A 22,107-nucleotide genomic window follows, 5' to 3' on the forward strand; every position below is an offset into this window, starting at 1 on the left:
ATGAACGAACGTCTCGTTGAGCTTCGCCGCGCCTGGCGCGCACATCTCGCCGGCCAGCCGGTACGCATCGATCTTCCGTTCGACCGGCCGCGCTCCTTGCGTGCAGGCGATGGGTTGTCGCGTTGCACGGTGGCCTGTCCTTCGGGCATGTCCGAAGCACTGATCGATACTGCGACAGCCATCACATCGACGCCCCTGGCGATCCTGGCCGGCAGCTTCGCGTACCTGTGTGCCCGGCTGGCCGGGAGCCGCGACATCGTGATCGGCGCCAACGACAATGGTGTCGATGATCCCAGCGCTTTGCCCTATCGGATCGATGCATCGTCGCCGGTCCGTAACGTATGGGAGCAGACCACGCAGGCATGGCAGTGGGCCCGCGACCACGCCGGCCTGTCGTTTGCGGAGGTAGTGTCAGCGCTGGGCCTCGACAACGATAGCGCACACCATCCGGTCTTCCAGGTTTTCTTCGCGTGGTCAGCCGGAGGCGTTGCAGCGGTTCCACCCGGAGTCGACTTTGCCATCGAGGCAAGGCAGACCGACGGTACGCTGACGCTTGAAGCGGCCTATGACGAGCGACTATTCGATACGTCGACCGTGCAACGGCTGGTATCGCTTTACCTGTCCTTCGTGACGACGGCGCTCGATGATTCCTCGGTACCACTGGACAGTGCATGGCGTGCCGGCGTGGAAGCAGTACAGGCAACGGGCAACCGCCAGGCGCTGGATCGGCTGCTGTCCGGCACACGTAGCGACACGGGCGCCTGGTATCCGCTGTCGACGGCGCAAAAGGCCATCTGGATAGAAGAACAGGCAACAAAGGGAAGCTCGTATCAGACCATATCGGTACTGCGTTGCGGCCCGGCGGTGGATCGCGCCCTGCTGGAAGCGGCCGTCGATGCCGTCATCGCACAGAACCCGGTGTTCTGGCTGGAATGGAACGATGCCGGCTGGCAGAGGCAGTCGTCGGTGCCGATGACGACACGTGTGAGTTTCGTCGACGAATCCACTGCCGGTGAGTGGGATCGCACCGAGATCATCCGCCAGTGGCATCGCGATGCCATCGCCGACATCGATATGAAAGGTGTCGCGGCGGTGTTCCATTGGGCTGACACATCGTGGGTTGTCTGGCGCCTGCACCACCTGGTGACCGACGGCTGGACGACGATCCGCACGGGTGAAAACCTGGCGAAGAACTATGCACTGCTGGCGCGCGATCCGGCACATCGTTTTGCGCCGGGTCGTCACTACCTCGACTGCCTGCCATCCGATGTGATCTACGAGGATTCACCGGCGTTCTCCGAAGATGGTGCCTTCTGGCACGATGGCTGCGCCACGTTGCCGGAGACTCCGCTGCTGGCCGCGCTGGCCGATCGTCCGCATGCCATCGACGAACCGTTCCGTGTTTCTTCGGTCACGCGAACCTTGTCGCCCGACTTGCAGGCCGCCATCCAGCGTGCGGCCGACGAAGCATCGGTCACTCCCTCGGAATGCCTGACCGCGCTGACGGCCATGTACCTGGCACGCATGGCTGGCGAGGAAGACATCGTCATCGGCGTGGCCTATCTCAACCGCACGCGCGACATGCTCGATACGCTAGGGCAGTTCGCCAAGGTGCTGCCGCTGCGTCTGTCGCCTGACGGCGAGACGATTGCTGCGCGCATCGGTGCATCGGCGGAAGCCTTCCGCCATGTGATGACGCACGGCCGCTATCCTTTCAGTGAACTGGTCAGGCAACACGGTCTCGATGCGCGCCATGTCGAGGTCAGCGTCAACACGCTGTTCCTCAAGCGCGGTATCGAGCTGGGAGGCGATCCGGCCCATCTGGAATGGCTGAGCGGTCCACAGGCCGGTTTCTCGTTCCTCTACACGCAGTTCGGGCGTCAGGCAGCCATGGGGCTGGAGCTTCGCTTCAACCTGTCTGTGTTCGACGAAGCATCGGTTGAGCGCCATGCTGATCGCCTGCTGGATTACCTGGCCGAGGCCGCTGCCGATCTCAATGCGCGTCCGCAGGACGTGGCCCTGCTGTCGCCGGACGAACGGCATCTGTTGCTGGACACCTGGAACGCCACGGGTCGGGCATACGACACCGATCGCTGCATCCATGCCTTGTTCGAAGCGCAGGTCGAGCAGAATCCCGACGCAGTCGCACTGGTAAGCAACGACGAGCTGCTGACCTATGCAGAGTTGAACGCAAAGGCCAATCGCCTTGCACACCATCTGATTGAACTGGGCGTGGGGCGAGAGCATCGTGTCGCCGTGTGCGCGCAGCGCAGTCCGGGCCTGGTGACAGCACTGCTCGCGGTACTGAAGGCCGGCGCTGCCTATGTGCCGCTTGATCCGGGATATCCCACCGAGCGTCTCGAACAGATCCTGGCCGATGTAGAGCCCGCCGCGATACTGGCCGATGGCGCGGGACGAGGCGCCCTGGGTGACCGGGCCGGAGACAGCTTCGACCTGGATGACGCAACCGTCGCGTCGACGGGGCCGGTAAGTAATCCCGCCGTGCCTGGCCTGGGATCATCCGATCTCGCCTACCTGATCTATACCTCCGGTTCGACCGGCACGCCCAAGGGTGTGATGGTCGAGCATCGTACGTTCGTCAACCTTATTGCGTGGCATGCCGAGACCTTCGGCCTTGCACCTGGCCAGCACAGCACGGCCACCGCAGGCATGGCCTTCGATGCCAGTGCCTGGGAAATCTGGCCGGCACTGGCCAGCGGCGTCACGCTGCACCTGCCACCGGCAAGGGTCAACCGCGATCCCTCCCTGCTGTTGCCATGGTGGCGCGAGCAGCCGCTGGATAGCGCGTTCCTGGTCACGCCGCTGGCCCAGCTCGCCATGGAAGGTACGTTGCCTCAGGGGCTGCGTCATCTGCTGGTCGGTGGCGACCGCCTCGGTGGCGTACCGGCTTCTCTGCCGGCCCATGTGCGGCTGACCAACAATTACGGCCCGACCGAAACGACGGTGGTGGCTACATCCGGCGCAGTCGAGGCGGGTGATGTCCAGCCGTCCATCGGTCGTCCCATCGCCAATACGCGCGTCTACGTGCTCGATGCGCACCAGCAACCGGTACCACCCGGGGCCACGGGTGAACTGTATGTCGGAGGGGCGGGCGTCGCACGTGGATACTGGCGGCGACCGGAGCTGACCTCGGAACGTTTCCTTGCCGATCCGTTCAGCGGCGTTCCCGATGCGCGGATGTATCGCACGGGCGACCTCGTCCGCTTCCTGCCCGATGGCCGGCTGGCTTATCTGGGGCGCAACGACGAACAGGTGAAGATCCGCGGGTTCCGCATCGAACTGGGCGATATCGAGGCAAAGCTCAAGGCCGTGGAGACGGTGAGCGATGCGGTAGTCGTCGCGCGCGTGCAGGCGGCGGGCGAGAAGCGCCTTGTCGCTTATGTCGTGCTGCGCGATGGTGACGATGCCGACCTCGCGATGCCTGCGCTGCGCACGCAGCTGGGCCAGCAACTGCCCGATTACATGGTCCCGTCGGCATTCGTGCGCCTGGATGCGCTACCGCTTACCGCCAACGGCAAGCTGGATCGTCGCGCGCTGCCTGCGCCGGACGACGATGCTTTTGTCCGCGGGCAGTACGAGGCGCCCCGAGGCGACGTCGAGGAAACGCTCGCCGCGACATGGCAGGCACTGCTGGATGTGGATCGCGTGGGGCGAGACGATGATTTCTTTGCTCTCGGCGGCCACTCGCTGCTGGCCGTGAAGCTGCTTGGTCGCCTGCCAACCCTGTTCCAGATCGAGTTGCCGTTGTCTGAACTGTTTGCCGCGCCCACGCTGGCGGGGTTCGCCGAGGTGGTGTCACAGCGCCTGGCCGGTACACCGACCGGCTCGGTGGTGATCGAGGGCGTATCGCGCGACGCCGTGCTGCCGCTGTCGTTCGCCCAGCAACGCCTGTGGTTCCTGGCACAACTGGATGACAACAACGAGAGTTATCACATTCCCCTCGGCCTGCGTCTTCGCGGGCCGCTGGACAAGGCCACCTGGCGTCGCGCGCTGGATACGGTGTGGGATCGACACGAAGCCCTCCGCAGCCATTTCGTGAGCGTGGGAGGCACTCCCCAGGTGCGTCTTCTTCCCCCGGGACAGGGCATGCCGTGGCGTGAGGACGACCTGCGCGACGTACCCGACCCGTCCGGGGAGATGGACCGGCTGCATGGGGAGGAAGGCCGTGCGCCGTTCGATCTGGCGACGGGGCCGCTGGTGCGCGCGCGCTGGATCGAACTGGCCGACGACGATCGCGTCTTCCTGCTGACCCAGCATCACATCATTTCCGATGGCTGGTCCGTGGGCGTGCTACTGAAGGAATTGTCCAGCCTGTACGATGCTTTCCAGCAAGGTCATGGTAATCCGCTGCCTGCACTGGATATCCAGTACCCCGATTACGCCGTATGGCAGCGTGCATGGATGAGCGGCGGCCGCCTGGCGGCACAGTCGGCATACTGGAAGCGTCAGCTGGCTGATGCGCCTGTGCTGCTGGCCTTGCCGACGGACAGGCCGCGCCCGCCGCAGCAGAGCTTCGAGGGTGCCAGCGTACCGGTATCGCTGGACGCGGTAACCACCGCGCGACTGAAGGCCTTCTCGCAAACTCACGGCGCCACCCTGTTCATGGGCGTGCTGGCCGCCTGGTCTTCGGTATTGAGCCGGCTTTCCGGGCAGGACGACCTGGTCATCGGTATTCCCGGTGCGAACCGTGGTCATGTCCAGACTGAATCCCTGGTCGGCTTCTTCGTCAACAGCCTCGCCTTGCGCATCGATCTGTCGGCTCGCCCTGACGTGGCCACCCTGCTGGATCGCGTGCGCCGCGTAACGGTGGATGCGCAGGTTCACCAGGACCTGCCGTTCGAGCAGGTGGTAGAGGCAGTACAGCCACCGCGCCATCTGGAGCACACACCGATCTTCCAGGTGATGCTCGCCTGGGATAACGATGAGATCGGCCAGTGGAACGTCGAGGGTGTCCATGGCGAGATCATGGACGTGCCCTGGATGCCCGTGAAGTACGACATCGAGCTGAATATCGGCGAGCACGAGGGATGCCTGGAGGGCAACCTGCGCTACGCCACGGCGCTGTTTGATACCGCAACGATGGAACGTCATCGCGATGCCCTGTTGACCCTGCTTGGCACGATGGTCGTCGATCCGCTTCAGCCGGTGGGAAGCATCGATATCCTGGGCACGGAAGAGCGGGCGCGCGTGCTAACGACCTGGAACGCTACAGAGCGTTCTTATCCCACTGACCTGGGCATCCACCAGCTGTTCGAGGCACAGGTGGAACGCACGCCGGGTAGCGTTGCCGTCATTACCGACGAGGAACAGGTGACCTATGGCTGGCTGAACGCGGAAGCCAATCGTATCGCACATATGCTCATCGACAAGGGCGTTGGCCCGGATGTCCGCGTAGCCGTGTATGCCGAGCGTAGTGTAAGCATGGTGGCGGGGTTGCTTGCCGTGCTGAAGGCCGGCGGCGGCTACGTGCCGCTGGATCCTTCTTATCCGGTGGACCGCCTGGAATGGATGCTGGAAGACTGCGCACCGAAGGTGCTGCTGACAACAGCAACGTTACGCGACACGTTGCAGGTGGACTCGTCGATAGTAATGCTTGAGCTGGATGATCCTTCCCGGCCGTGGAGTCATGGATCAGCTGATAACCCCAGTGTTGCGGGCTTCAGTCCTTCCAGTCTTGCCTATGTGATCTACACCTCCGGGTCGACGGGACGGCCGAAGGGAGTGATGAACGAGCACCTCGGCGTGGTGAATCGACTCATCTGGATGCAGGAAGCCTATGGGCTCACGGAGAGTGACGCCGTACTGCAGAAAACGCCCTTCGGCTTCGATGTATCGGTATGGGAATTCTTCTGGCCCTTGCTGAACGGTGCTCATCTGGTGATGGCACGCCCCCAAGGACATAAAGACCCGTCTTACCTGGCCGAAGCAATTCGCCGGCATGGCATCACCATCCTGCATTTCGTGCCGTCAATGCTTCAGCTCTTCGTGGATAGCGGGAAAGCAAGTGATTTGCCAGGCCTGCGCCACGTCATGTGCAGTGGCGAGGCGTTGCCGGGCGCGCTGGCCCGGCGTTTCCGCGAGGCCCTGCCTTCGGTTGCACTGCATAACCTGTATGGCCCGACGGAAGCCGCCGTAGACGTTACGGCATGGTCGTGCATCGGAGACGACCTGCCTGACAATATTCCGATCGGCAAGCCCGTCGCGAATACATCGATTTACCTGCTGGATGCTTATGTCCAGCCGGTGCCACAAGGCGCGGTGGGCGAGCTTTACATCGGTGGGGTGCAGGTGGCGCGAGGGTACCTCAACCGGCCGGACCTCACGGCGGAACGCTTCGTCGCCGATCCGTTCAGCGGCATTCCTGGGGCAAGAATGTATCGCACGGGTGATCTGGCCCGCCATCAGCCTGACGGCACCATCGTCTATCTGGGGCGCAACGATGACCAGGTGAAAATCCGCGGATTTCGCATCGAACTGGGGGAGATCGAAGGCCGCTTGCTCGAAAAGGACAGTATTCGCGATGCTGCGGTTGTCGCAAGGGATGCGGCGGGCGGGAAATTCCTGGTGGCCTATGTCGTGTTCAAGCCAGGCACCCATCGGGCCTCCGAGCTTGAAGTGCTTCGTGCGCAGCTGGCGCAACGACTGCCCGACTACATGGTGCCATCCGCTTTCGTCGTGCTGGATGCGCTGCCACTGACGCCGAACGGAAAGCTGGATCGTAAGTCGCTGCCCGCGCCAGACGATAGTGCTTATGCACGGGAAAGCTACGAAGCACCGCTCGGACCTGTCGAGGAGACACTGGCACAGCTCTGGCAGGAGCTCCTGGGCATCGAGAGAGTGGGCCGCACGGACAATTTCTTTGCGTTAGGTGGCCATTCGCTGCTTGCCGTACAGCATATGGAACGACTTCGTGGACAGGGTCTTTCGCTTGAGGTAAGGGCGCTTTTTGCTGCGCCGAACCTGCGCGAAGTGGCTGCGATGCTTGGCCAGAATCACGAAGTCGTGGTGCCGGAGAACCTGGTTCATCACGATACGGCCCTCATCCATCCTGCCATGTTGCCCTTGATCGATCTGACCGACGAGGATATCGAGCGGATCGTGGCAAAGGTGCCCGGCGGTGTATCGAACATCCAGGACATCTACGCGCTGTCGCCGTTGCAGGACGGCATCCTCTTCCACCATCTGATGGCGAAGCAGGGCGATCCGTACATGCTGCTCGTGGAGCTGGCACTGGCGGACAAGGATCTGCTGGATCGCTTCCTGGGTGCCGTGCAGACGGTCGTCGACCGGCACGACATCCTGCGCACCTGCTTTGTCTGGGACCAGCTCTCGCAACCGGCACAGGTCGTGTGGCGTCACGCGGCCGTGGAGGTGACGACCTGTCAGCTTGATCCGGAAGCCGGTGAGATCGGAACACAGCTGCTTGCGCTCGTGGACCCGCGCCATCATCGGGTTGACCTGGAGCGCGCGCCCCTGCTGCGCTTCGACGTCGCCTACGATGCCGCGAACGGGCGCTGGCATGTCGCGCTGCGCCTGCATCATCTCGCGAGCGATCATTCGGGCCTGGAAATACTCTTCGACGAAGTGCAGACGATCCTCGCCGGTGGCGTGGAGTCCCTCGCACCGGCCCGGCCGTTCCGCCAGCTTGTTGCCCAGGCCCGCCTCGGTGTTTCTGAAGATGCCCATGCGGCTTACTTCCGTACGCAGCTCTCCGACGTGGATACACCAAGCCTGCCTTTCGGGCTGAGCGAGGTGCACGGCGATGGACAGGCCGTGGACGAGTTCCACGAAACGCTGCCGGCGTCGTTGAATGAGCGCCTGCGCGAACAGGCGCGTCGCCATGGCGTGAGCCTGGCGAGCCTTTGCCACCTGGCCTGGGGCCAGGTCGTGGCACGTACGAGTGGTCAGGACACGGCTGTGTTCGGCACGGTGCTGTTTGGTCGCATGCATGGCGGCGAAGGGGCCGATCGTGCGATGGGGTTGTTCATCAATACGCTGCCCATTCGACTGGACCTCGACAGTACGCCTGTACTGGAGAGCGTGATGCTTACGCATCGCAAGCTCGCTGACCTGTTGCAGCATGAACACGCCTCGCTGGCTCTCGCCCAGCGTTGCAGCGGCGTGCAAGCCCCGGCGCCGCTGTTCGGTTCGCTACTCAATTACCGGCACAACCGCGAACTAGGCACGGAACTGGAGGCCATCCGTCAGCTGGGCATCGAACTACTGAGTGCGGAGGAACGCACCAGCTATCCCCTCTCGCTGTCCGTGGAAGACGGCGGCGATAGTCTGGGGTTGACCGTCCAGATCGTCCGGCCGCTGGATGCGCGTGCAGTCAGCGCATACATGCACCACGCGTTGGCCAGCCTCGCGACAGCGCTTGAGACGGCGCCGGCCAGTCCCGTGCGCGGCCTTGCGATCCTCCCGGAAGGAGAACGCACGCTGCTGCTGGAGACCTGGAACGCGACGGAGCAGAACTATCCGCAGGACTCCTTCATCCACCGCATGTTCGAAGACCAGGTGACGCGGACGCCCGATGCCATTGCGCTGATCGCCGGGGACGACCGGGTCAGCTATGCAGACCTCGACACCCGCGCGAATCGCCTGGCGCATCACCTTCTCGACCGCGGCGTACGTCCGGATGACCGCGTGGCCCTGTGCGCGGAGCGCAGCGTGGACATGGTGGTGGGGCTGCTGGCGATCCTGAAGGCGGGTGGCGCCTACGTACCGCTCGACCCGGCGTATGCGGGCGAGCGTCTTGCCCAGGTGCTCGGCGATGCACAGCCTGCCTTGCTGGTTCACGATGCCACAGGCCGGGAGGTGCTCGGTGTATTACCGGCCGACCTGTTTGCCGTCGATCTGGGCAACGATATCCCCTGGGCTGCCTTACCCGGGGACCGCCCGCAGGTGCAGGATCTGGCCCCGCACCATCTTGCCTACATGATCTACACCTCCGGTTCGACCGGCATACCCAAGGGCGTGATGATCGAACACCGGGCCGCGGTGAACTACCTGCACTGGTCTGTCGGAGCCTACGCGCCACGACGTACCGTCGTGTCGTCCTCCCTGGCGTTCGATGCAACCATCACCAGCCTCGTCACGCCGTTGCTGTGCGGTGCCGAGGTGGTGCTGCTGGGCTCGGGACGCGAGATCGATGAACTGGAAGCCCTGGTTCGCAGCGATGCCGGCCTGCTGAAGATCACGCCGAGCCATCTGGACCTGCTTGGCAAGGGATTGCGCGCCAGCGGAGCAGTTACCCACGTCGATGCGCTGGTCATCGGCGGCGAAGCCCTGCCGCCGCAGGTCGTGGGTGACTGGAAACGCCTGCAACCCGGCATCCGGATGATCAACGAATACGGTCCGACCGAGACCGTGGTCGGCTGCGCGATCTACGAGGCGACCGGTGAAGAGACGACGGTAGTGCCGATTGGTCGCCCCATCGCAAACACGCGCCTGTATCTGCTCGATGCGTATCAGCAGCCGGTGCCAATGGGCGCCGTGGGCGAGCTGTACATCGGCGGCGTGGGTGTCGCACGCGGCTACTGGAATCGTCCGGACCTGACCGCCGAGCGCTTCCTGCGCGACCCGTTCAGCGTGGTCACGGATGCGCGGATGTATCGGACGGGCGATCTCGCTCGCTATCTTCCGGATGGCAACCTCGTCTACCTGGGCCGCAACGACGAGCAGGTGAAGATCCGCGGTTTCCGTATCGAGCCCGGTGAAATCGAGGCGCATCTGCTGGCACAGGCATCGGTGCGTGACGTGGCCGTGGTCGCCCTTGGCGACGGTGCAGGTGGCAAACGCCTTGTGGCATATGTCGTGCCGGGTAACGGAAGCGACGGCGACCAGGTGATTGCCGATGCACGCGACCGGCTCAGCCATGCGCTTCCCGACTACATGGTGCCGTCGGCCTTCGTGCTCATCGATGCACTGCCGCTCACCCCCAATGGCAAGCTGGATCGCAAGGCCTTGCCCGCACCGGATGAAGCGGCCTTTGTCCGCGAACGTTACGAAGCCCCGATGGGCGAGGTCGAGGAAACGCTGGCGCGCATCTGGCAGGATTTGCTGGGCGTGGAGCAGGTCGGCCGCCACGACAACTTCTTCGCGCTGGGCGGTCATTCGCTGCTGGCGATCCAGCATATGGAGCGCCTGCGCCGGCAGGGCCTGTCGCTGGAAGTGCGCGCGCTGTTCGCGGCGCCGACCCTGCGTGAGCTGGCAGGGATGCTGGGCGGCAACCACGAGGTGGTGGTGCCGGACAACCTCATCGATCCAGGTACGACGGCGATTCATCCGGCGATGCTGCCGCTGATCGAACTCACCCAGGCCGACATCGACCATATCGTGGCCCAGGTGCCCGGTGGCGTGTCCAATATCCAGGATATCTACGCCCTTTCACCCTTGCAGGACGGCATCCTGTTTCATCACATGATGGCGGAGAAGGGCGATCCGTATCTCCAGCGGGCGCTGCTCTCCACCCGCGAGCACGGCTCGCTGGATCGTTTCCTCGGTGCCGTGCAGCAGGTCGTCGATCGTCATGACATCCTGCGTACCGCCTTCTTCTGGGACCAGCTTTCGCGTCCGGCACAGGTGGTCCTGCGGCGCACCGCGATCGAGGTGACATCGTGGACGCTGGATGAGGCGGGCGGTCCGGTCGCCGACCAGCTCATGAAGCAGGTGGACCCGCGCGAGCACCGTGTCGATCTGGGCCACGCCCCCCTGCTGCGCTTCGATATCGCGCGGGATGCGCAGGCAGATCACTGGTATGTGGTGCTGCGCCTGCATCACCTCATCATCGACCACGCGGGCCTGGACATCCTGCTCGACGAGGTGAAGACCATTCTGGCAGGGCACGGCAGCAGCCTGCCACCTGCGGAGCCGTTCCGCCGCCTCGTGGCGCAAGCCCGCCTTGGCATCGGCGAGGCGGAACACGAAGCCTATTTCCGTGCACAGCTGGCGGATGTGGAAACTTCCAGCCTGCCGTTTGGCGTTGGCGAGACCCAGGCCGACGACTACGACGTCGAGGAGTGGCATGAGGCATTGCCGCAGGCACTCAACGATCGCCTGCGTGCACAGGCGCGTCGTCATGGCGTGAGCCTTGCGAGCCTGTGTCACCTGGCGTGGGGCCAGGTGGTGGCGCGCAGCAGCGGCCAGGATACGGCCGTGTTCGGTACGGTGCTGTTCGGCCGTATGCATGCCGGTGAAGGTGCCGACCGGGCCATGGGCCTGTTCATCAACACCTTGCCCATTCGCCTGGACCTGGACGGCACGAGCGTGCGCGAGAGCGTGCAGCTGGCCCATCGCAAGCTGGCCGAACTGCTCCGGCACGAGCATGCATCGCTGGCCCTTGCCCAGCGATGCAGCGGTGTGGAAGCCCCGGCTCCGCTGTTCGCCGCCTTGCTCAACTATCGCCACAATCGTATCGAGGACTCTCGTTCAGGCGTGGATACCGGCCTCGGGCTGGATGTGCTGCATGGCGAAGAGCGGACGAACTATCCACTCACCCTCTCCGTGGAAGACGGTGGCGATTCGCTCGGCCTGACCGCACAGACCATGGCGCCGCTGAACCCGCGATCGATCTGCGCCTATATGCGGGTCGCACTGGAAAGCCTCGCTACCGCACTCGATCATGCACCGGACACACCCGTAGGCGAGCTGGCCATCCTGCCGCAGGAGCAGCGTGCCCTGTTGCTGGAAACCCGTAACGCCACGACGCGGCCTTATCCTGCGGACCGCCGCATCCACGAGGTGTTTGAAGGGTGGGTGGCTGAGACGCCTGACGCCACGGCCATCGTCGATGCGGATATCAGCCTCACCTACGACGAACTCAACCGCCGCGCGAATGTCCTGGCGCATGCCCTGATCGACTTTGGTATTCGCCCCGGAGAGCACGTTGCGATCCGCGCGGGTCGCAGCATCGGCCTGGTCGTGGCCGAACTGGCCGTGCTCAAGTGCGGTGCTGTCTACGTGCCCATCGATCCGGAGACACCCGAGGACCGTCAGGCCTGGACGCTTGCGGATGCGGATGTCCGCTGCATTCTTGTCGACGAGCGCCCGGCGGGTGAGGCGGCGGGCATTCCGGTACTTTCCATCCGTACGGCGCAATCGGCCTGCGCGCAGGATTCGAATCCTGCGCTGAGGCTCAAGGGCGATACGCCCGCGTATCTCATCTACACCTCCGGTTCCACCGGCACGCCGAAGGGCGTACTCGTTACGCATCGGGGCGTGAATCGCCTGGTGCTCAACAACGGATATGCGGACTTTCGTTCCACCGACCGCATCGCACTGGCCGCCAACCCGGCCTTCGATGCGAGCACGATGGAACTGTGGGGCGCCTTGCTCAATGGCGCGAGCCTCGTCGTGGTCGAACGACAGGTCCTGCTGGACCCGGCGGCGCTTACCGCCATCATCGAATCGTCCGGCATCAGCGTTCTTTTTGCGACGACGTCGATCTTCAATCAGTACGCGCGGGAAATCCCGCACGTGCTGGCCCGCCTGCGTGTGTTGATGAGCGGCGGAGAGCGCGCCGAACCGGCAGCGTATCGTCACATTCTCGCCCAGCCGACGGCACCGTTGCTGTTGAACTGCTATGGGCCGACCGAAACCACGACGTATGCGACCACGGCTTCCGTGACGGAAGTCGCGGAGGATGCGACGGATATCCCGATCGGTCGTCCCATCTCCAATACCTGTGTCTATGTACTGGACGCGCGTGGACAGTTGCTGCCACCAGGGGCCCCGGGCGAACTGCACATCGGTGGCGACGGTGTCGCGAAGGGTTACTGGAAGCGACCTGAGCTGACCATGGAACGGTTCGTGCCCGATCCCTTCAGCGATGTGCCCGGGGCGCGCATGTATCGCACGGGCGATCTGGTGCGTTACCTCCCGGACGGCAACCTGGTTTACCTGGGCCGTAACGACGAGCAGGTGAAGATCCGCGGCTTCCGCATCGAGCCAGGCGAGATCCAGGCCCGCCTGCTTGAACTGCAGAGCATCCGCGATGCAGCCGTCGTTGCGCGCAGCGTGGCGAATGGCGAAAAGCGCCTGGTGGCCTACGTGGTACTTCACGAAGGGATCGGCGCCGATGGCATCGTGCCCGTGCTCCGCTCCCATCTGGGCCAACGGCTACCCGCGTATATGCTGCCGTCGGCCTTCGTCATCGTGGGCGCATTGCCGCTCACGGCAAACGGCAAGCTGGATCGCCGGGCGTTGCCGGTGCCGGACGACGATGCCTATGCGCACGGCGACTACGAGGCACCGCAGGGCGAAACGGAAGAGGCCCTGGCCGGCATCTGGCAGGAACTGCTGGGGCTGAAACGGGTGGGCCGCCACGATAATTTCTTCGCCCTTGGCGGTCATTCGCTGCTAGCCATCCGGATACTGGGTCGCTTGCAGCAGGTGTTCGGTCGCTCGCTGTCGATGCGCGCACTCTTTGCGGCACCGACGGTTGCCGGGCTGGCCATTGCCCTCGATGAAGCGCCGCTACAGCATGACGATGCGGCGATGGCCGTGGTGGATCGCCACGGTACGATGCCGTTGTCTTTCGCCGAAGAGCGCATGCTGGCGACGCACCTGGCCGCCACGCACGGCGGCATGCTGAACTCATCCATGATCCTTGAGCTGACGGGGGCGCTTGTGCCCGATCGTCTGGAGAGGGCGTTGCAGGCCGTGGTCGCACGGCACGAAATCCTCCGCACCCGCTACGAGATGGGTGCAGAGGGACGCTTCGTGCCCGTGATTGCCTTGCCAGGCATGTTCCGGCTGTCGATCCGGCAGGTTGCTGATGATGGCGTTGCGCTGGCGAAGGAGCAGGCCGGCCGGCTGCCGGACTGCTTCGAGGGTCCCGTGTTTGCCGCCACGCTTCTCGTGGCAACACCCGGGCAGGCGTGGCTGGTCCTCAACATCCATCATGCGGTGACGGATGGCGTGTCGTCCCAGGCGATCTGGCGCGACGTTTGTGTTGCCTATGAGCGCGATGAACCGTCGCTACCTGCGCCCGCCCACCAGTATCGTGATTACGCCGCATGGCAGCGTCGTCACCTGGATGGTGGTCGTCTCGACGAGCTGCGTCGCGCATGGCGCGCGCAACTGGCCGGCCTGCCGGTCTGCCTCAACCTGCCATTTGATCGTTCGCGTCCGTCGGTAATGAGCGACGACACCGGTCATCTGGACATCGCCTGCCCCGCAGCGCTGGTCAGGGATATCCAGCGCGTGGCGGCCAGCTACCGGGTCACCCCCTTCGTGCTGCTGGAGACTACGCTTGCCATCGTGCTCGGCCAGTTGGCAGGCAGCCGCGATGTCGTAGTGGGTACGGTGGCCGAAGGCCGTCGCCTGCCGGGCACCGAATCGATGGTCGGCATGTTCGTCAACAGCATTGCACTGCCGCATCGCGTAGAGCTTTCTTCCCGTGTGCAGGATCACTGGACGCAAGGTGTCGAGGCCCTGATGTGGGGCCTGGAGCACGGCGACCTGCCGTTTGCCGAGATCGTCGCCGCCGTCAATCCGCAGCGCAGTGCCTCGCACGATCCGATCTTCCAGGTGTTCTGCCAGTTGCAGCAGTCGGTATCCGATGCGGATATCTCATTGGGTGACCTGGCGGTGAAGCCCGTATCGCGGGGGCTTAGCGGTCGCGGTGCCGATATCGCGATCATCTTCCGCCACGGCCAGGACAGCCTCGTCGCGGATGTCAGCTTCAGTGCCGACCTGTTCGATGCCGCGTCGATGGAAGCGATCCTGTCGCTGTACATGAGTTTCCTTGCTGGAACGGTCCGTGCACCCCAGGCCTCCGTGGGCGACGTATGGCAGGAAAGCGTGACGCGTCTGCTGTCCTCGGGACAGCACGAGGCACTCGAACGGATGCTTCATCGTCCTGCACCTGCCACGGGCGCCTGGTATCCGCTTTCGCTGGCCCAGGAGACCGTGTGGCTGCAGGAGCAGGCTGCGCCGGAGGGCAGCTCGCACCAGGCGGTGGCCATCATGCGGTGCGCGCCGTCGTCGGATCGCGCGCGACTGGACGCCGCCGCGCGTGCGCTGATCGCGCAGCACCAGTCCTGCTGGCTGGAATGGAACCGTACGGGAAGCCAGCATGAAGCACGGGTGCCGGCGACGCGTTTCGAACGCATTGTCATCGATACGCCGGCAACACCTGAAGCACAGGAGCAGGTGATACGCGACTGGCACCGTTCGCTGATGAAAGCATCCGACGACCGGCAGGGCGTGGTCGCCATGTTCCACTGGCCGGACAACGCGTGCGTGGCCCTGCGTTTCCATCACATGGTGTACGACGGCTGGTCGGTCATCCGTTACTACGAGCGGCTGGTGAAGAACTACTCCCTGCTCGAAACGAACCCGGCCCATGTCTTCACGATGGATCGTGTCTTCATCGATACGCTGAAGTCCGACCAGGCCTACCTTGATTCGGCGACGCATACGGACGATGCGCTCTTCTGGAAGGCAGCCAGCGGGAGCTGGCCGGAGACGACGCTGCTCTCGACGCTGGCCGACCGGCCTCATGCGGAGGATGAGGCCCAGCGCGTCGCTTCCGTGACGCGAGCCCTTCCGACCGTATTGCAGGATGCACTGAACCGGCTTGCCGAAGAGGCGTCGGTGTCGCTGGCCGAATGCATCACGGCATTGACCACCCTATATCTTTCCCGTGTAAGCGGGGAGGGCGATCTCGCCTTCGGCGTGGCCTTCCTCAATCGTACGAGGGACGCGCTCGATATTCCGGGCCAGTTCGCGAAGGCTTTGCCGCTCGGTCTGTCGCTGGATGCGCGGGAAGGTACGGTGGGTGGGAGCATCGCGTATATCGCGGAAGCCTTCCGCGACGTGCTGAAGCATGGCCGTTATCCCTTTGGCGATATCGTGCGTCGCCTCGGTCTCGATGCAAGGCATACCGAGGTGAGCGTGAACACGCTGTTCCTCAAGCGTGGCATCGAGCTGGAAGGCCAGCCAAGCCACATCCAGTGGCTGAGCGGACCGGAGGGCGGCCTTTCCTTCCTGTTCACCCAGTTCGGGCGGCAGGCCTCGATGGACCTCGAACTGCGCTTCAATCGAGCCCTGTTCGACGATGCGACGATCGAGCGTCATGCGGATCGCCTGCTGCATTTCCTGGCCCAGGTCAGCCTCGATCTGAACGCACGGGTGGCGGATATTCCCCTGCTGCTCGACGAAGAGCGGACACTGGTGCTGGATACGTGGAATGCGACGGAGCAGGTCTTCGCAGAAGATGCCTGCATCCACCAGCTGGTCGAAGCACAGGCACGACAGCATCCTGATCTGCCGGCCCTCGTCGGGGCCGACGAAATCGTGAGCTACATGGAGCTCAACCTCAGGGCGAACCGTCTCGCGCACCATCTCGTGGAACTCGGCGTGGCGCCGGATACCCGCGTGGCACTGTGTGCGGAGCGCAGCGTAAACCTGATAGTGGGCCTGCTGGCGGTCCTGAAGGCCGGTGGTGCCTATGTACCACTGGACCCGGCATACGCCAGCGAGCGTCTGAGCCACGTGCTGGGCGATGCCCAGCCGGTGCTGCTGCTGGCCGATGCGGCCGGCCGCGAGGCCCTGGGCGAGGTCGCCTGCCTCGCGCTGGATGCGCCGGAGGCATGGTCCACTCAGCCCTCGACGAACCCCCAGGTGGAAGGACTCACCTCACGCCACCTGGCCTACCTGATCTACACCTCTGGTTCGACCGGCATGCCCAAGGGCGTGATGGTCGAACATCGCTCCTTTGCCAACCTGATCGCCTGGCATGCCCGGAACTTCGAGCTGGCGCCCGGCCAGCGCACGACGGCCACGGCAGGCATGGCCTTCGATGCGAGCGCGTGGGAAATCTGGCCGGCCCTGGCCAGCGGCGTAACCCTGCAACTGCCGCCCCCGGCGGCGAACCGCGACCACGCCTTGCTGTTGCCATGGTGGCGCGCGCAGGCATCGGACAGTGCCTTCCTGGTGACGCCGCTGGCCCAGCTGGCGATGGAGGAACCGTTGCCGACCGGCCTGCGTCACCTGCTGGTCGGTGGTGATCGCCTGAATGCGCTGCCGGCCTCGCTGCCTGCGACGCTGACGGTCACCAACAACTACGGCCCCACGGAAACGACGGTGGTGGCGACCTCGGGCGCGGTCAACCCGGGCGATACCAACCCGTCCATCGGTCGCCCGATCGCGAACACGCGCTTGTACGTGCTCGATGCGCAGCAGCAACCGGTGCCGCTGGGTGCGGTGGGCGAGCTGTATGTGGGTGGCGTCGGCGTGGCCCGGGGTTACTGGAACCGCCCGGAGCTGACGGCGGAGCGCTTCCTTGCCGATCCGTTCAGCGCAACGGCGGAGGCACGGATGTATCGCACGGGCGATCTGGTGCGCTACCTGCCGGACGGGCAGCTGGTCTACCTGGGTCGTAACGACGAACAGGTAAAGATCCGCGGCTACCGCATCGAGCCGGGCGAGATCGAAGCCCGCCTGCGTGAACGCGAGGAAGTGCGTGACGTGGCCGTGGTGGCACGTGCCCTCGGCACGGGCGAGAAGCGCCTGGTGGCTTATGTGGTGCTGCACGAGGGCATCGATGCGGACGCGGCGATCCCGACCTTGCGCACGCAGCTCAGCCAGCAGCTACCCGACTACATGGTGCCGTCGGCCTTCGTGGCGCTGGAGGTGCTGCCGCTCACACCGAACGGCAAGCTGGATCGCAAGGCGCTGCCGCTGCCGGATGACTCGGCGTTTGCACGGGAAGCGTACGAAGCACCGCAGGGCCAGATCGAAGAGACCCTGGCTGCGATCTGGCAGGACCTGCTGGGCCTGGAGAAGATCGGTCGCCACGATAACTTCTTCACCCTCGGCGGGCATTCGCTGCTGGCCGTGCAGCACATGGAGCGCCTGCGTCGTGAAGGACTCTCGGTGGAAGTGCGCGCACTGTTCTCCACCCCCACCTTGAGCGAACTGGCCGCCTCGCTGGGTGAGCATCGCGAAGTGGTGGTGCCCGAGAACCGCATTCCGTCCGATGCGCTGGTCATCACACCGGCGATGCTGCCGTTGATCGAACTGACCCAGGCGGATATCGATCGCATCGTCGCTCGCGTACCGGGTGGCGTGGCGAACGTGCAGGACATCTATGCCTTGTCGCCGTTGCAGGATGGCATCCTGTTCCACCACCTGCTGGCGGAAGAGGGTGATCCGTACCTGCTGATCGCCCAGCTGGTCTTCCCGGATCGCGCCCTGCTCGATCGCTTCCTGGCCGCCGTGCAGCACGTGGTAGACCGGCATGACATCCTGCGTACCGGTTTCGTCTGGGATCAGCTGTCGCGCCCGGCCCAGGTGGTCTGGCGCAAGGCGGATGTTGCGGTCACCACATGGGACATCGATCCGGCGAACGGACCCATCGCGGAACAATTGCGTGCCGGCGTGGACCCGCGCCATCACCGCATCGATCTCGGGGAAGCCTCCCTGCTTCGCTATGACATCGCGCAAGACCCGCAGGATGGACGCTGGCATGCCGTGCAGCGCCTGCATCATCTGGTCGGCGATCACTCCGGCCTGGAAATCCTCTACGGTGAAGTGCGTGCCCTGCTGCTCGGTCACGGTGCAAACCTTGGGCCTGCGCAGCCGTTCCGTCATCTGGTGGCCCAGGCAAGACTTGGCATGGGGGAGGCCACTCACGAGGCTTATTTCCGTGGACAACTAGGCGACATCGACACGCCCAGCCTGCCGTTCGGCCTGGCCGAGGTGCATCGCGACGGGCAGCAGGTGGGCGAGGCGCATGCGCTCCTGCCTGCCGGCCTGAATACCCGTCTTCGTGAACAGGCCCGACGCCACGGCGTGAGCCTGGCAAGCCTGTGCCATCTGGCCTGGGGCCAGGTGGTGGCGCGGACCAGCGGGCAGGATGCGGCCGTGTTCGGCACGGTGTTGTTCGGTCGCATGCACGGTGGCGAAGGTGCCGACCGGGCGATGGGCCTGTTCATCAACACCTTGCCCATTCGCCTGGACCTGGACGGCACGCCTGTGCTGAAGAGCGTGAAGCTTACGCACCGCAAGCTGGCCGACCTGTTGCAGCACGAGCACGCCTCGCTTGCACTGGCCCAGCGTTGCAGTGGCGTGCAGGCCCCCGCGCCGTTGTTCAGCGCACTGCTCAACTATCGCCACAACCGCCCCATCGAAGGCGATGTCGTCGACAGCGACGAACTCGGCATCGAGGTGATCGGTGGCGAAGAGCGCACGAATTATCCGCTGACGCTTTCGGTGGAAGATCATGGCGATGCCCTGGGTCTCACGGCACAGGTCGTGTTTCCCTTGCGGCCCGAGGCCATCTGCGGATACATGCAGGTTGCACTGGAAAGCCTGGCAACGGCACTGGAAACCACGCCGGATGCCCCGGTCGGCGAACTGCCGGTCCTGCCGGCCGACGAACGGCATCTATTGCTGGACACCTGGAATGCAACCGCGCGCGCCTATCCGCAAGATACCTGCATTCACCAGTTGTTCGAGGATCAGGTATCGCGCACGCCCGATGCAGTCGCTGTCATCGCTGGGGGGGAGCGGCTGAGCTATGCCGAACTCAATGCGCGTGCCAACCGGCTTGCCCATGAGCTGCTCGAAAGAGGGGTGAATCCGGATGATCGCGTGGCACTGTGCGCAGAGCGCAGTGTCGGCATGGTGCTGGGCCTGCTGGCGATCATGAAGGCTGGCGGCGCCTATGTGCCGCTCGACCCTGCGTATGCGGGCGAGCGCCTCGGCCAGATGCTGCGCGATGCCGAACCGGCGCTGTTGCTATGGGACAGGGCAGGACGCGGCGTTCTGGGCGAGGCGCCGCAGACGCTGCCGCAGGTCGCGCTCGATGACGAGGCTTCGTGGTTGCAGCGGCCCGTGACGGACCCGGTGGTGCTGGGTCTCACCTCGCGGAACCTGGCCTACATGATCTACACCTCGGGTTCGACCGGCACGCCCAAGGGCGTGATGATCGAACACCGTGGCGCGGTGAATTATCTTCACTGGGCGATCGAAGCCTATGCGCCCGGCCGGGCCACCGTCTCGTCCTCGCTCGCTTTCGATGCAACCGTCACCAGCCTGATCGTGCCGCTGGTCAGCGGCGGCGAGGTGCTGTTGCTGGGTTCGGGACAGGAAATCGACGAACTGGAAGCCCAGGTGCAGGTGCAGGGCGGACTGGTCAAGATCACGCCGAGCCACCTCGACCTGCTGGGCAAGGGCCTGCGCACGCGTGGCGTGCCCAGCCATATCGACCTGCTGGTGATCGGCGGCGAAGCCCTGCCTCCGGCCGTGGTGTCGGACTGGAAGCGCCTGCAACCGGGTATCCGCATGGTCAACGAATACGGCCCCACGGAAACGGTCGTCGGTTGCGCGATCTATGAGGCCACTGGCGAAGAAACGACGGTGGTACCAATTGGCCGGCCGATTGCCAATACACGTCTTTACCTGCTCGATGCCTACCGGCAACCCGTGCCGCTGGGTGCGGTGGGCGAGCTGTATATCGGTGGCGATGGCGTGGCGCGCGGCTACTGGAACCGTCCGGAACTGACGACGGAACGTTTCCTGGCCGATCCGTTCAGCGCGGTGTCGGGCGCGAGGATGTATCGCACGGGCGATCTGGCGCGTTACCTGCCGGATGGCAATCTCGTTTATCTGGGGCGCAACGACGAACAGGTAAAAATACGCGGCTTCCGTATCGAGCCGGGCGAAATCGAGGCATGCCTGCTGGACGAGTCCAGCGTGCGCGACGTTGCCGTAGTCGCCCTGGGTGACCGTAGCGGCAGCAAGCGGCTGGTGGCGTATGTCGTTCCGCATGAGAGTGCAGATCGCCGCGGCATGGCTGCTGCCCTGCGCACGCATGCGGTTCACGCACTGCCCGATTACATGGTGCCGTCGGCCTTCGTGCTCATCGATGGGTTGCCGCTCACGCCAAACGGCAAGCTGGATCGCAAGGCGCTGCCTGCGCCGGACGATGATGCCTTCATCCGCGAGCGTTACGAAGCGCCCGAAGGCGAGATCGAGGCAACCCTCGCACGTATATGGCAGGAACTGCTCGGCGTGGAGACGGTGGGCCGCAACGACAATTTCTTCGCCCTGGGCGGTCACTCGTTGCTTGCCGTGCAGCACATGGAGTGGCTGCGTCGCGAAGGCCTTTCGCTGGAAGTGCGTGCACTGTTCGCCGCGCCGAGCCTTCGCGAACTGGCAGCGATGCTCGGCGATAACCACGAAGTGGCCGTGCCTGCCAACCGGATCGACACGGAGGCCCGGAAAATCACGCCGGCCATGCTCCCGCTGATCGGGCTGTCGCAGACGGACATCGACCGGATCGTGGAGCAGGTGCCCGGTGGGCTGGCGAACATCCAGGACATCTACGGCCTGTCGCCATTGCAGGACGGCATCCTGTTCCATCATCTGCTGGCGGAGCAGGGCGATCCGTATCTGCAACGCGTGCTGTTGTCCTTCGGTGAGCGCGAGGCGCTGAATCTTTTCCTTGCCGCCGTGCAGCAGGTGGTGGATCGTCACGACATCCTGCGCACGGCCTTCGTATGGGATCGCCTGGCCGAGCCCGCACAGGTGGTGTTGCGCAAGGCCACCCTCCAGGTGACGGAGCGGGCTTTCGATCCGGCGTCGGGCCCCGTGGCTGCGCAGCTGATGGCCAGCGTTGATCCGACGCATCATCGCGTCGATCTTTCCCGCGCGCCGTTGCTGCGTTACGACATTGCCCACGATGCCAGTGACGACCGCTGGTACGTGGTGCAACGCATGCACCATCTCATCGTGGACCACTCGGGCCTGGAGGTCCTGCTGGGCGAGGTGAAGGCGATCCTTGCCGGTCATGCGGACCAGCTCGGCACAGCCCAGCCATTCCGCAATCTCATTGCCCAGGCCCGCCTGGGCCTGAGCGAGGACGACCACGAAATCTATTTCCGCGAACAACTGGGTGACATCGATACGCCAAGCCTGCCGTTCGGCATGGCCGAGGTGCATAACGAAGGCCAGCAGGTGGCTGAGTGGCACGAAGGCCTGCCGGCATCGCTCAACGACCGCCTGCGTGCGCAGGCCCGTCGTCATGGTGTAAGCCTGGCGAGCCTGTGCCATCTGGCCTGGGGACAGGTGGTA

The 22,107-nt window shown here is 64.5% G+C and carries 1 protein-coding gene (cut by a window edge); it reads left to right on the forward strand.

Going from position 1 to position 22,107, the window contains the following annotated elements:
* On the forward strand, positions 1-22,107 hold the 5' portion of the coding sequence (locus tag KR767_RS12475; protein ID WP_250876538.1) for a non-ribosomal peptide synthase/polyketide synthase. The gene runs 9,588 nt beyond the window's last position; the window shows 22,107 of its 31,695 coding nt (coding positions 1-22,107); the start codon lies at positions 1-3; its stop codon lies off the right edge, out of view.

This window comes from Luteibacter anthropi (assembly GCF_023699965.1).
Taxonomy (GTDB): Bacteria; Pseudomonadota; Gammaproteobacteria; order Xanthomonadales; family Rhodanobacteraceae; genus Luteibacter; species Luteibacter anthropi.